Source organism: Streptomyces sp. NPDC018045 (genome assembly GCF_044327445.1).
Lineage (GTDB): Bacteria > Actinomycetota > Actinomycetes > Streptomycetales > Streptomycetaceae > Streptomyces.
In genome coordinates this window covers 1-13,571 of sequence record NZ_JBIRFL010000009.1, presented here as the reverse complement: position 1 = coordinate 13,571, position 13,571 = coordinate 1, and the positions used below count along the sequence as shown (strand labels likewise).

Annotated in this window: 11 protein-coding genes and 3 pseudogenes; 11 read left to right on the top strand and 3 right to left on the bottom strand. The window is 69.9% G+C overall.

Going from position 1 to position 13,571, the window contains the following annotated elements:
- Positions 1 to 27: 27 nt before the first annotated feature.
- Complete coding sequence (locus ACH4EB_RS21505) at positions 28 to 957, bottom strand: LysR family transcriptional regulator (RefSeq protein WP_398349150.1); 930 nt, start codon at positions 955 to 957, stop codon at positions 28 to 30.
- A 129-nt stretch (positions 958 to 1,086) separates the two neighbouring features.
- Here ACH4EB_RS21505 and ACH4EB_RS21500 point away from each other — a divergent pair, with 129 nt between their 5' ends.
- From ACH4EB_RS21500 to ACH4EB_RS21465, 8 genes and pseudogenes are all read left to right on the top strand, one after another.
- Positions 1,087 to 2,085, top strand: a complete 999-nt coding sequence (locus ACH4EB_RS21500) for a fumarylacetoacetate hydrolase family protein (protein ID WP_398349149.1) — start codon at positions 1,087 to 1,089, stop codon at positions 2,083 to 2,085.
- A complete protein-coding gene (locus ACH4EB_RS21495; RefSeq protein WP_398349148.1) occupies positions 2,082 to 3,044 on the top strand; it encodes a cyclase family protein in 963 nt (320 codons plus the stop codon). The genes ACH4EB_RS21500 and ACH4EB_RS21495 overlap by 4 nt, the downstream gene beginning before the upstream one ends.
- Positions 3,045 to 3,170: 126 nt before the next feature.
- Positions 3,171 to 4,310 (top strand): FAD-dependent oxidoreductase, encoded by a 1,140-nt coding sequence (locus tag ACH4EB_RS21490; protein ID WP_398349147.1) that lies wholly within the window; start codon positions 3,171 to 3,173, stop codon positions 4,308 to 4,310.
- Positions 4,307 to 5,347 carry an amidohydrolase family protein gene (locus ACH4EB_RS21485; RefSeq protein WP_398349146.1) on the top strand — a complete coding sequence of 347 codons (1,041 nt, stop codon included), beginning with the start codon at positions 4,307 to 4,309 and terminating at the stop codon, positions 5,345 to 5,347. The genes ACH4EB_RS21490 and ACH4EB_RS21485 overlap by 4 nt, the downstream gene beginning before the upstream one ends.
- A gap of 1 nt (position 5,348) precedes the next feature.
- A complete protein-coding gene (locus tag ACH4EB_RS21480; RefSeq protein WP_398349145.1) occupies positions 5,349 to 6,281 on the top strand; it encodes a VOC family protein in 933 nt (310 codons plus the stop codon).
- 87 nt (positions 6,282 to 6,368) lie between these two features.
- Positions 6,369 to 7,328, top strand: coding sequence for a fumarylacetoacetate hydrolase family protein (locus ACH4EB_RS21475; protein WP_398349144.1), 960 nt, complete (start codon positions 6,369 to 6,371; stop codon positions 7,326 to 7,328).
- 34 nt (positions 7,329 to 7,362) lie between these two features.
- A pseudogene (locus tag ACH4EB_RS21470) lies at positions 7,363 to 7,785 on the top strand (SDR family NAD(P)-dependent oxidoreductase); the annotation flags it as partial.
- Between the two features lie 20 nt (positions 7,786 to 7,805).
- Positions 7,806 to 8,076 (top strand): annotated as a pseudogene (locus tag ACH4EB_RS21465) (CoA-transferase); the annotation flags it as partial.
- Between the two features lie 50 nt (positions 8,077 to 8,126).
- Here ACH4EB_RS21465 and ACH4EB_RS21460 read toward each other — a convergent pair.
- The gene (locus ACH4EB_RS21460; RefSeq protein ID WP_398349143.1) at positions 8,127 to 9,005 is read right to left on the bottom strand and encodes an NADP-dependent oxidoreductase; all 879 of its coding nucleotides are present in this window, start codon (positions 9,003 to 9,005) and stop codon (positions 8,127 to 8,129) included.
- On the opposite strand from ACH4EB_RS21460, the gene ACH4EB_RS21455 reads away from it, so the two are divergent.
- From ACH4EB_RS21455 to ACH4EB_RS21445, 3 genes are all read left to right on the top strand, one after another.
- Positions 8,972 to 9,205: a winged helix-turn-helix transcriptional regulator gene (locus ACH4EB_RS21455; protein ID WP_398349383.1), complete on the top strand. Its 234-nt coding sequence runs from the start codon at positions 8,972 to 8,974 to the stop codon at positions 9,203 to 9,205. The two genes, ACH4EB_RS21460 and ACH4EB_RS21455, sit on opposite strands and share 34 nt — an antisense overlap.
- 1,814 nt (positions 9,206 to 11,019) lie before the next feature.
- Positions 11,020 to 11,601, top strand: coding sequence for a carbonic anhydrase (locus tag ACH4EB_RS21450; protein ID WP_398349142.1), 582 nt, complete (start codon positions 11,020 to 11,022; stop codon positions 11,599 to 11,601).
- A 14-nt stretch (positions 11,602 to 11,615) separates the two neighbouring features.
- Positions 11,616 to 13,112 carry a SulP family inorganic anion transporter gene (locus ACH4EB_RS21445; protein ID WP_398349141.1) on the top strand — a complete coding sequence of 499 codons (1,497 nt, stop codon included), beginning with the start codon at positions 11,616 to 11,618 and terminating at the stop codon, positions 13,110 to 13,112.
- Between the two features lie 4 nt (positions 13,113 to 13,116).
- Here the strand turns inward: ACH4EB_RS21445 and ACH4EB_RS21440 are convergent.
- Positions 13,117 to 13,571, bottom strand: a pseudogene (locus ACH4EB_RS21440) (transposase); the annotation flags it as partial.

Here is a 13,571-nt window from a genome sequence, read left to right as displayed (position 1 = left end):
CTGTTCCATCGATATCTCGGATGGACCTCATTGGGGCCGTGGGTGAGCCGGGGGCGAGGACGCGGGGACGGTGATCCGCCCGGCCGTCTCGCGGAGCCAGATGTGGGCGGCGTCGTGCGTGTGCACGGGATGCCACCACAGGGCCTCCTGGACGGGTACGGCTTCGTAGGGGCACTCCATGACGCGTACGGGAGCCATGCCACGCAGCCGGTCGGCGAGGAGTTCCTGGATGAGGGCGATGCGGCGGGTTCCGGCGACGAGCCAGGGCAGCGCCTGGAAGCTGTCGACGGAAACCTCCGTCCTGGGTTCGATGCCCAGCATGCCGAGCTGCCGGGCCGCGGGCGCGTCGTAGGTGCGCTGGTAGGTCACCCACGGCAGGCGGCGCAGGTCGTCGAGCGTGAGGCGTTCGCCCACGTCGGGATGGTCGTCGGAGACGAGGAAGACCCAGCGGTCGCGGTACAGCTCGACCGTGGGGAAGCCACTGATGACGCCGTGCGGCATGAGCAGCCCGTCGGCTGTGCTCAGCAGCGTCCCGGTGTTCTCGGTGACGTCCGTGGACGTCTGCTGGAAGCGCAGCCGGATGCCCGGGGCCTCGGCGTGGACCGTGCGGGCCAGCTCGGCGCCGAAGACCGCCACGGCGTAGTCGGAGGCGATGAGGGTGAACGTGTGGGTTTCCTGGGCCGGATCGAAGTCGGCCTGACTGGTGAAGACGCGTTCCAGCAGATCGCAGGCGGTGGCGGTGCGGTCGAGGAGAACCTGCCCCAGGGCGGTCAGTTCGTACCGGTTGCCGACGCGGGAGAGCAGGTCGTCGTCGAAGTGACGGCGCAGCCGGGCCAGGGCGGCGCTCATGGCGGGCTGGCTCAGCCCGATGCGCTGCCCGGCGCGCGTGACGCTGCGCTCCTCGAGGAGGGCTCTCAGGGCAATGACGAGGTTGAGGTCCAGGCTGGCCAGGTTCATGGTGCTTCCTCGGGTGCGATGGCAGCAGCTTCATTCGCCGCATGGATGGAAGGCATCCAGAGAATCGATTTCCCTTATCCGTGGTGCTCGGGCCAGATTAGTTCCCATCGCAATCGGGAGGACAACGTCGTGAAACCCGCAGCATCTTCCGCCCTCTTCTCCGGGCCTTTCGCCCTCGGCACGTTCTCCGTCCGTGGATCCGGCATCCCTGCCTACCCGGGCCTGGTGGCGCCCGAGGGTGAGGTGCTCGACCTGCGCGCGGCGCTGGATGACCCGGACCTGACCGTAGTCACGCTCTTGGAGCGCTGGGACACCCTGCTGCCGCGTCTGCGTGATCTCGCCGCCTTCCGGGCAGGGGGCCGGCGACCGCTGGACGAGTTGAACGTGCACGCTCCGGTCGAGCCGCGCCAGGTCTTCCAGTCCGGCGCCAACTACCGGCAGCACGTCATCGATCTGGAGTTGGCGCACCGTTCGCCCGACGACCCGCGCACGGAGGGCGAGGCACGGGCGGAGATCGCGGAGATCATGGACCGGCGTGCCGCGGAGGACCTGCCGTACGTGTTCACCGGGCTGCCCAGCGCGATCACCGGTCCGTACGACGACGTGGTCCTGCCCGACTGGTGTGAGAAGCCGGACTGGGAACTGGAGCTGGCCGTGGTCATCGGCAAGCCGGCCCACCGGGTGCCGGTCGAGGAGGCCCTGTCGTACGTGGCGGGTTACACCATCGCCAACGACCTGACCGACCGCGCCTGCGTCTTCCGCCGGGACATGCCCGCCATCGGCACCGACTGGCTGCGTTCCAAGAACGCGCCCGGCTTCACCCCGCTCGGCCCCTACCTGGTCCCGGCCGAGTTCCTCGCCGACCCGTCCGACCTCCAGGTCACGCTGAAGCTGAACGGCGAGACCATGCAGGACGAGTCCACCAAGGACATGATCTTCGATGTCGCGCGCCTGATTTCGTACGCCTCCCAGACGGCTCGACTCCTGCCCGGCGACCTGGTGCTGACGGGCAGCCCGGCCGGCAACGGCATGCACTGGGGCCGGCTGCTGCGCGACGGTGACGTCATGGAAGGCTCGATCACCGCGCTCGGCGCCCAGCGCACGCGCTGTATCGCGGAGCAGGCATGAACCTCGACCATTCGGATCCAGAGGGCGCGATAGCCGAGGCCGCCAAGGCGTGCTCGAACTGGGGGCGTTGGGGCGCGGACGACGTGCTCGGCACGCTCAACTTCCTGGATGCCGCCAAGCGGCGCGAGGGCGCTGCGCTCGTACGCAGGGGTGTGAGCTTCTCTCTTTCGCAGAGCTTCGACATGAACGGCCCGCAGAAGGGCTGGCGCAGGCGTACCAACCCGGTCCACACCATGCTGGACACCGGAACCGACGCGGCCCTGGGCAACCAGGGCTTCCCGCACGGCATCGGCGGCGCCGACGACGTGATCGCCATGCCCCTGCAGTGCTCCACCCAGTGGGACGGGCTCGGGCACATCTTCGACCACGGCCAGGCGTGGAACGACCGGGACGCTGCCGAGACCGTCACATCCGACGGCGACCGGGTCACCGGCATCGAGCACATGGCCCCGCACGTCGCCGGGCGCGGCGTACTCCTCGACGTCGGCCGGGTCATCGGCGAGAACGGCGAACTGCCCGACGGCTTCGCCATCACCGAGGAGCACCTCACCGCCACGGCCGCGGCGCACGGCGTCACCGTCGGCCGCGGCGACATCGTCGTCGTACGCACCGGCCAGCTCGCCCGCACCAGGCGCGACGGGTGGGGTGACTACGCGGGAGGACCGGCGCCCGGCCTCTCGTTCACCACCGCGGGCTGGCTGCACGGCAGCGAAATCGCCGCGATCGCCACCGACACCTGGGGCTTCGAGGTCCGGCCAGGCGAGTTCGACCACGCCTTCCAGCCGCTGCACCAGGTCGCCATCCCCCACATCGGCCTGCTCATCGGCGAGATGTGGGACCCGGACGCGCTCGCCGAGGACTGCGCGGACGACGGGGCGTACGAGTTCTGGCTCACCGCCGCGCCCCTGCCCATCACCGGAGCCGTCGGCTCCCCGGTCAACCCGATCGCCGTGAAGTAGCCCGAAACGTGCCAGGTGCGGCGCGTCCCGGACAGCCGTACCGCACCTGGTCCTTGACAGCACTGAGCCGGCCTCCAGTCGCCGCCCGAGGACCCGCGGCCCCCTCACACGGGAGGAACCCCGAACATGACCCACACCCGTACCGTCCTGGTAGTCGGCGGAGGCACCGCAGGCAGCGCACTCGCCGTCCTGCTCCGCAGAGCCGGTGTCGCCGTCGACCTCGTCGAGGCCAAGGCCGACTGGAACGTCACGACAGGCTCCGGCATCACCCTTCAGGGCAACGCCCTGCGCGTCCTGCGTGAGGTCGGCGTCCTGGAGCAGGTGAGCGCCCACGGTTTCAGCAGCGACGGTGTCACCATCGTCGCCCCCGACGGCACCGAGGTCTTCACGCAGGAGGACGCGCGCACCGGAGGCGACGGCCTCCCGGCCACGGTCGGGATGCGGCGCCCGGCGTTGCAGAGGATCCTCATCGAGGCCGTACGGGCATCGGGCACCCGGGTCCGGCTCGGCTGCACCATCGACACGCTGACGCAGGATGCCGCGGGTGTCGACGTGTCCTTCACGGACGGCACGGCCGGCCGGTACGACCTGGTGGTGGCCGCCGACGGTCTGAACTCCCGCACGCGCGAGCTCATCGGTGTCACCGACAAACCCGCCCCGACCGGCATGGCGATCTGGCGCGCTCCCGCGCCGCGCCCGGCGAGCGTCGTCCGTACCCACCTCGCGTATGGCGGTCCGGCCTACATCGCCGGGTTCTGCCCGACCAGCGACACCACCGTCTATGCCTACCTCGTCGAGGCGAACCGCGACCGGGCATCCATCGACCCGACGTCGTACGCCGACGAGATGCGCCGTCTTGCCGAAGGCTACGGCGGCCACTGGGATGAGATCCGGGCGTTCATCACCGACCCGGCGCAGGTCAACTACACCTGGTTCGATCGGCATCTGGTCGAAGGTGCCTGGCATCGCGGCCGTGTCGTGCTCGTGGGTGACGCCGCCCATGTCTGCCCGCCCACCCTCGCCCAGGGCGCCGCCATGTCGCTGGAGGACGTGTCTGTGCTCGCCGAACTGCTCAGCCCCGACGACGTCTGGGGTGCCTCTCCGGAGAGCACGCTCACCGCCTACCGCGACCGCCGCATGCCGCGCGTGCGGATGGTCGTCGACGCCTCCGTGCAGATCGGCCAGTGGCAGCTCGACGGGGCCCGCGCCGCGGACGTACCCGGACTGATGGGCCGCACCCTCGACGCACTGAAGGAACTCCCATGAACGCTCCGACGACGAGCGTCCCCACGGTGGACGTCCACGCCCACCTCCTGCTTCCACAGGTGGAAGAGGCCGTGGCCGGGCACCCCGCGCTGGCCGAGGCCCGCAAGCTCGACGCCCGCCGCAACGGGCCCGAGGCACTGGCCGTCAACGGCCCGATGGTCCGCGACCGTCTCCCGCTGCTGACGTACGTCGACGAGCGACTCACCGCCATGGACGCGGCGGGCGTCGACATCCAGATGGTGTCCCCGTCGCCGTCCCACTACCACTACTGGGCCGACGAGGAACTCGCCCGCACGCTCTACGAGCTGGCGAACACCGGCACCGCCGCCCACTGCGCCGGGGCCCCCGACCGCCTGTACGGACTGGGTCTGGCACCCCTCCAGCACCCTGAGCTCGCCGTCGAAGCCCTCGACCACGCCCTGGAGCAGGGCCTGCTGGGCGTCGAGATCTCCTCGCACGCGCCCGGCCGGGTAGGGGCCTCCCCGGCGCAGCCAGGGGAACTGTCCCATCCGGCGTACGAACCGCTGTGGGCCCGCGCCGCCGACACCGGAGCGGTGCTCTTCCTGCACCCCTTCGGCTGCACCTTCGACGGGCGCCTCGACCGCTGGTACCTGTCCAACACCGTCGGCCAGCCCACCGAGAACGCCGTCGCCCTCTCCCACCTGATCTTCTCCGGCGTCCTCGACCGGCACCCCGGACTGAAGCTGGTAGCCGCACACGGGGGCGGCTACCTCCCCACCCACATCGGCCGCTCCGACCACGCCTGGCGGGCCCGCCCCGACGCCCGCGGCTGCGCGCGGGAGCCGAGCAGCTATCTGAAGCGCCTTTGGTTCGACTCACTGGTGCACGACCCGGCCGTCCTGCGGGAACTGATCCGCGCCGCCGGGCCGGACCGTGTCCTGCTCGGCTCCGACTTCCCCTTCGACATGGGTACCGACGACCCGGTGGCCGCCCTGCGCGCCGCCGGACTGCCCGATGCCGACTTCCACGCCGTACGCGGAGCCAACGCGACGGCTCTCCTCCTCCGGAAGGACTGACATGCGTCTGCTCACCCATCTGCGGCACGTCGACCTCGCCGTGCCCGACTACGACAAGCAGCTCGACTTCTACGCGGGGGTCTGGGGACTGACCGAGGTCGCCGAGGACTCCGGCATCTCCTTCCTCGCCGCCGAAGGCTCCCCGGAGCAGTACGTCGTACGACTGCGCAAGGCCGACGAGAAGCGCCTCGACCTGGTTTCGTACGGCGCCGCCGACGCGGCCGCCGTCGACACCCTCGCCGAACGGCTCCTCGCCGGCGGCGTCCAGATGATCTCCCGGCCGGGACGCGTCGACACCCCGGGCGGCGGTTACGGCTTCCGCTTCTTCGACGTGGACGGCCGCACCATCGAGGTCTCCGCCGATGTCGAGGCCCGGCACCACCGCCGGATCGAGGAGAAGGAGGCCATCCCGGTCCGCCTCTCCCACGTCGTGCTCAACTCCCCGGACCTGAACCGCACCAGGGCCTGGTACGAGCAGTTCCTCGGCTTCGCGCTGAGCGACACCCTCAGCTCCCCGCACATGGGCGAGGTCATGCACTTCATGCGGATCAGCAACCAGCACCACTCCATGGCCATCGCCCAGGGCCCGCACACCTCGCTCCACCACGTCTCCTTCGAAATGCGCGGCCTGGACGAATACATGCGCGGCTCCGGCCGTGTCATGCGTGCCGGATTCCACAAGATCTGGGGGCCCGGCCGGCACCTGGCCGGCGACAACACCTTCACCTACTTCCTCGACCCGCACGGCAACACCGTCGAGTACACCACCGAGCTCGAAGAGCTCGACGAGGACACCTGGCACCCGCACGTCTACGACTTCTCGAAGCCGGAAGTCACCGACCAGTGGGGCACCGCCAATGCCATGAACGAACTGGTGGCCAAGGAGTCCTTCAACGACGTCGACCGCGGCGTTTTCACCGCCCCGCCGGTCTGACCGTCCCCGAGACCCGGAGGCGCGGCACCTTTGCCTATGCCCTGACTGCCTGTCGCGCCCCCGGCCTTCCACCCCTGGAGCCCTCCCATGCGCTTCGCCAGTTATGGACATCTCGGCCGTCGGCGTCTGGGCGTCGTCGAGGACGACGGTCGTCTGTATCCCGTTCCCGGCCACGACTCACTCCTCGGCCTGCTCCGCACCGGCAGGCTCCGCGAGGCGGGCGCCGCCACCCTCGACGTACCCGCCGGGCCGCGGCTGAGGGACGTGACGCTGCTGCCGCCGCTGCGACCGCCGACCGTGCGGGACTTCGTCACCTTCGAGGAACACGTCGAAGGCGTATGCCGCTCCGTCGACAACATCACCGGCGTGCCGGACCAGTGGTACGAGGCCCCCACCTTCTACTTCACCAATCCCTACGCCATTGCCGGCCCCCACGACGATGTGCCGATGCCCCCGGGTTCCTCAGTCCTCGACTTCGAACTGGAAGTGGCTGCCGTCATCGGCCGCGAAGGTCGCGACCTCACCCCCGAGCAGGCCCGCGACCACATCATCGGCTACACGATCTTCAACGACTGGTCGGCCCGCGACCTGCAGTCCGCCGAGACGAAGGTCGGCCTGGGCCCCTGCAAGGGCAAGGACACCGTCACCACACTCGGCCCCGTACTCGTCACCGCCGACGAACTGGAGCCCTACCGCGACGCCGACGGCTTCCTGCGCCTGGCGCTGACCGCCGAGGTCAACGGTGAGGTCGTCGGCCAGGACCTGCTGTCCAACATGAGCTGGACCTTCGAGGAGATGGTCGCCTACGCCTCGCGCGGCACGTACGTCATGCCCGGCGACGTCCTGGGCTCCGGCACCTGCGGCAACGGCGGCTGCCTCGCCGAACTCTGGGGCGTACGAGGCGAACAGTCGCCACCGCCGCTGAAGCCCGGCGACACCGTCACCCTCACCATCGAAGGCATCGGCACCGTGTCCAACACCGTGGCCGCCGGGGCGGACCCCGCCCCGGTGCCCGCCGCCCGCAAGCGTTCGCGGGCCCGGCCGTGACGCGGCTTGCCGGATTGGCCGTGGTCGTCACCGGCCGCTCCTTGGCATCCAGTACCTCACCCCTGACGCGACCGGGCTCGTCGGTCGTGAACGTCGGCTCTCCGCGGCCCTCACGAGGCACTACCCGGTCGCGTCCACCGCCTCCAAATGGGCCCTGCGGGGATTGTCGAAGACGGCCTGCGCGGAACTCGGCCGACGCGGCATCCGTGTCAACACCGTCCACCCCGGTTTCGGCGAAACCGCGATGACCGCCTCGGCCGCCTCCGCCTTCCGCGAGGCGCAGATACGCGAGACGCCGCTCTGCCGCACTGGCACCGTCAACGAGATCACGCCCCTCGTGGTGTTCCTCCTGTCGGACGCGGCGTCGTTCATCACCGGCGCCGGGATTCCCGTCAATGGCGGCTATACCGCCCACGGTGGCGCCACATCCGTTTCCGACGTGCTTCGGCAACCCTGAAAAGGACACTGCGAGCGCCCATGGCGACGGTCTGCGCGAGCGCCGCCGCGGCGGTCACCGACGCCCGGGACGGCGCGTCGCCGGCGGTCGGCGGCTTCGGCCTCAGCGGCGTACCGGAGGTGCTGATCCAGGCACTGCACGCTCAGGGCGCCACCGCTCTGAAGATCGTGTCCACAACTGCGGGATCGATGGCCGGGGCCTGGGAGCACTGCTGGCCGACGGGTGCATCGCGCGCGTGACCGGCTCGTACGTGGGGAGAACAAGGAGTTCGCCCGCCAGTACTTGTCCGGCGGGCGCCACGCTTCGAAAACGGCTATGAGGATCGTGGGCCGGTCTCCCGGTCACGGTTCGACGCTGAGGACGATTTTGCCCTGGAGGTGTCCGTTCTCGCTGTGCCGGTGGGCCTCGGCGGCCTTCTGGAGCGGGTAGACGGAGGCGATGGGCATGTGGATCTTGTCCTGTTCGATGAGGGGCAGGACGGCTTCCAGGGCGGGGGCTGCGGGGCCGGGCCGGCCGGAGAAGCGGACGCCCTGTTCCGCGGCGGTGGGATCGGCGATGGTCAGGACCTTCTCCGGGACGCCGGTCAGGGCGATCGAGTCGGGCAGGACGCCGCGGCCGGACGCGTCGAGGACGGCGTCGATGCCCTGGGGGGCTGTGGTGCGAACGCGGTCGGTCAGGCCCTCGCCATGGGTGACGGGGGCTGCGCCGATCTCGCGGAGGATGGCGTGGTTGGTTTCACTGGCGGTGCCGATGACGGTCACCCCCCAGGCGCGGGCGAGCTGGGTGGCGATCAGGCCGACGCCGCCGGCGGCGGCGTGCACCAACAGAGTCTGGCCTTCGCGCACGCCCAGTTCGCGCAGGGTGCGGTAGGCGGTCTCGACCGCGACCGGCAGGGTGGCGGCCTGCTCGAAGGACAGCCACTCGGGCTTGGCGAAGATTTCGTCCGCGCCGGCGAGGTCGTGGGTTGCTGCCGCGCCACCGGTGGCCGAACGGCCGAAGACGGCCTGGCCCACCTGCCACTGCGATACGCCGTGGCCGACGGAGTCGATGATGCCGGCCAGCTCGATGCCCGTGCCCGCCGGGCCGGGGAGGCGCTTGCCTTCGGAGAAGAAGCCCCTGCGGATCTTCCAGTCCAAGGCGTTGACGCCGGCGGCCTTCACAGCGATGCGGACCTGGACGCGACGGGCTGATCGAGCGGACCTACCACCCCGACATCCCACCACGGGTGGAGTACGCGCTCAGCGACCTGGGCCGCACTCTCACGCCCGTCTTTCAGACCCTGACGGCGTGGGGTGAAGAGCACCTTGCCGGCGTCGAGGCCGCCCGGCGCCATACGGTTGGCCGCCGACGAAGAGCCTGCGAGTCCGCAAGCGAGAGCAGCCAGAATTCGGCAGGTATACCAGGCGTCGGGATGCGATGAGGCACGGGAACGGCTGATTCTCACAGCAACCCAGGAGGTGTGACGGCGATCGACGCCTCGTACATCTCGCTTCGAAAGATCCGCGAGGTACTTGCCTCCGGCGCGACCGTGCCGACACCGGACTACCAAGCAGCCAGGCAAGCACATACAGAGGCGACCGAAGCGGCTCGCAACGTTCTCCGTCGAGGTCTGAGTTCCCTGGACATCTGAGCAGATGTGTCCCTGGACGGCTGCTTGAGGCCCGACGACGAACCTGCCTACTGCAACTGCGGCTGCAATTGAGGCCGGGGCTGCACAAAGTGCGGTTCCGGGCCGAGGGCGGCGGTCATCAACAAGGCCTCCGGGGGCTGGACGTAGGCATATGCCCTTCGATGCCGGCCGGACTCCCGGCACACCATGCACCCGTACACGCGCCGTGGCCACGGCAATCGGCGGCACGGCCCGAAGACGCCGGTGCCCGCCATGGCGACCGCCGCACGGCCGATCCCTGTGCCGCCGCACACCAGCGCAGGGCCCGGGCGTTTTCCACCACTGCCTCCGCCCTCCCGTTCCCCCACAGCAGGCGGGAGAAGGCCAGGAGGACGAGAAACAGGTTCTTCACAGCAGCGCCGGCCCGGGCCGTGCAAGGCCGGGACTACGGGGTACTGAGGAAGGACGGCAGGGCGGGTGCCGCCGCGGCTGCCACGTCCGGGACCGGCTCCTCTCCGGCCCCGGACGAGCGCCTCACCGACCGTCGCTGAGGCCGCGGGAGCCCCGAGGCAACGGGCGGCGGGCGGGCCGGATCCGTGCGTCCGCTGCTGGAAGGCGGATCCGGCGGCCCGCTCTGTCGACTTGACCGCTGGTCGAACGGACTGCCGGCACCGACCGGCCAGGGCTGGTGCAGGCGTTCACCAGAGTAGAACCGCCGGTGATATCCCTCAATGGATCTCAATACCGACAGCAGGCCAGGCCGGCAGGCAACATACTCCGGTCGCCCGACCTTGGGTACGTCGGGCGACCACAAGCATCACCAGCAGGACCTTCTTATACATCCGCCACAGGACGGCGCGCGGCCCAGCCAAGGGCATGCTCACCGTCCGGGCTCATGGCGCCGACTTTGTGAAAGCCCTCACCGAGTCTCCCGTATCCGGCCAGGGTGCCCGGAGCGACATGCTGAGCCTGCTGCTCAGTGCAGCTCGTTGCAGCGGTCGCACCTCGGTTACGGCTGGTCAGCCCGGGCCACCATGCTCGCAACTGCCCGACCGAGCCAGCGGGTTCACGCTGCATCCACTTCAGGTTCGCAGGTTCTCCGTCGGCTGGAAACATCAAGGTAACCTCGCAAGCAGCCTTGCCGGACTACCATATTTTTACCGGGCCTTGACCATCTGTTGGTGTGTGCAAGAGGTAGTGGACTTCCTGGAGGGGTGTATGGCCCGAGTCAGAAAGGTCCGGACCGAGCAGAGCATGTCGGCACCTCCTGCTCACCCTCCCGTTCGTTGTACCCCCGGTGTCCTTCGCCTCCCCACGCGTCCTGTCACGCCACGACCAACACCCTGCCCGACAACAAGCCCTGCGGGATGGCCTCGCGCGACAGGCCCGCCGGCTACCGGGACTCCGGCGCCCGGAGCTTTCGACGGCCCGCTCACCAGGCCCCGGGTCTTGGACCGGTACGGATCGGCCGGACCCGATGTCGCGTAGGACCGCACCGCGAGCGGACCCCAGCCCCACTCGCCGACCCCACCACAGCGTATTGCTGCGCGCCAGCAGAGCAACCCCCACCTCTGTGTCCTGTCAGCCCGACACGCCCCACGGCGGGGCCAGGAGGAGCGACCGCCATGAAATCTCTCATCGATAACGCCCGCGTGTTCGGACAGCGCCCCGAGGCGTTCGCCAAGTTGGCCGGGGGCCAGTCGCCCGAGGTGCTGTTCATCACCTGCTCCGACTCCCGGGTCGTTCCGGCTCTGATCACGGGCGCCGGGCCGGGCGAGCTCTTCGAACTGCGCACCGCGGGCAACATCGTCCCTGCGTACGCCTCCACCGCCCCCACCGGTGAGGCGGCCACGATCGAGTACGCCGTGCAGGTACTCGGCGTCCAGCACATCGTGGTGTGCGGCCACTCCCACTGCGGCGCGGTCGGTGCGGTGGTCCGCCACGAAGACCTGTCCGCCGCGCCCGCCGTGCGCAACTGGCTCGCGCATGCCGCGGACGAACCCGTCTGCTCCGACAAGACCGACCCGACGGTCGCCGAGGCCGTGCACCACCACGTGCGGACGCAGCTTGAGCGGCTGCGTTCCTACCCGGGCATCCAACGGCGCCTCAGGGCCGGGCAACTTGCGCTGCACGGCTGGTACTACGAGGTGCACACCGGAACCGTGCTCGCACACCGCGCCGAGTCCGACACCTTCGAGACGCTCTGAGAAGACGGGAGGCCATGGTGTCGAAGTACCCCTACCTGCGGCAGGACTTCACCGCATCCATCGTCGTCTTTCTGGTCGCCGTCCCGCTGTGCGTCGGTGTGGCGGTCGCCTCCGGCGTGCCGGCGGAGCTCGGGCTCGTCACCGGCATCGTGGGCGGCCTGGTCACCGGATGCATGCCCGGCAGCAGCCTGCAGGTGTCCGGGCCCGCAGCGGGCCTGACCGTGCTGGTCTTCGAGGCCGTCAGCAAGTTCGGGGTGTCCACGCTGGGCGTGATCGTGCTGGTCGCCGGGCTGCTCCAACTCGCCATGGGCATCTTCAAGGTAGGCCGCTGGTTTCGGGCGATCTCCGTTTCCGTCGTCGAGGGCATGCTCTGCGGCATCGGCCTGGTGATCATCGCCGGCCAGCTCTACGCGGCGGCGGGCCTGACCGCTCCGGGCTCCGGGGTCGGCAAACTCGCAGGGCTCCCGAAGGCCCTGGTCGACGCCCTGGGCAACAGCCAGGCACTGGCCTCGCTCGCGATCGGCGCGGGCACCATCGCCGTGGTCGTGCTGTGGAAGCAGGTGCCGAAGAAGGCGCAGGCGGTGCCCGGCGCCCTCGTGGCGGTGCTGCTCGCCACCACCGCCACTCTCGCCTTCGGCCTGCCGGCCGCCACCGTCCAGGTGGAGGGGCTGCTCGGCGTCCTCCAGCCGCCCGGCTTCGATGCCTTCGGCGAGCTGGCCGGCCCCGCCATCTGGGGCACCATCATCGCGTTCGCGCTGATCGCCTCCGCGGAGAGCCTGTTCAGTGCGGCGGCCGTGGACCGGCTGCACGACGGCCCGCGCACCCGCTACGACCAGGAGATGATCGCCCAGGGCACGGGCAATACCGTGTGCGGCCTGCTCGGCGCCCTGCCGATGACCGCGGTGATCGTACGCAGCTCCGCCAACGTCAACGCGGGTGCGAAAACCAAGGCGTCACGGGTGCTGCATGGTGTGTGGCTGCTGCTGTTCGCCGCCGCGCTGCCGTCCGCCCTGGCGCTGATTCCGATCCCCGCCCTGGCCGGCATCCTTGTGCACGCGGGCTGGAAACTGATCCCGTTCCGCCAGATCGCGGCACTGTGGCGAGGCCACCGCAGCGAGGCGCTGATCCTCGTGGTCACGGCCGTGGCGATCGTCGCGGTGAACATGTTCGAGGGCGTGCTCATCGGCTTGGCCCTGGCGGTGATCAAGAGTGCTTGGGAGTCTTCGCACACCAAGCTGAAGATCGTCGACCAGGGCGCCGGGCCGGTCCGGGTGCATCTGTCGGGTTACGCGACCTTCCTGCGGCTGCCGAAGCTCCTCGACAGCCTGGAGGCACTGCCCCGCCAGCGACCGGTCGAACTGGACCTGACCGGACTGCACCACCTGGACCACGCCTGCCGCACAATCCTGGAGAACTGGGCCGAAGGACACAGCACGGTCGATACGCAACCGGTCAAGATCACCGCACCGGCGACCGCCGCAACGGGCGACAAAGCCCCGGCAGCTCAGTAAGGTCCTAACAAAGGTGTCGGACGTGTCGGTGGGTGATGAGGCAGGTGGCGAGGCCGAGGAAGGCTTCGTGGATGTCGTCGCGTCGTTCCCAGCGGACCCGTAGCCGGCGGAAGCCGTGGAGCCATGCGATGGTCCGCTCCACGACCCACCGGTAAACGCCGAGGCCGGAGCCGTGGGGGACGCCACGGCGGGCGATCACGGCGAATGGGATGCCCTGGCCGTCGACGATGAGGTGGTGCCTGCTGCCCGGACGTGCTCGGTCGACCGGGCTGGGCCCGCTTTCGGGCCCCGGCGAGCGGCCCTGACGTGGGAGGAGTCGATCACCGCCCGCGACCAGTCCAGCTTCTTCGCGACCCGCAGCTTCTTCAGCAGCACCAAGTGCAGTTCGTCCCAGACGCCGGCATCGTTCCACGCGGCCAGACGCCGCCAGCAGGTCATCCCGGAGCCGAAGCCCAGCTC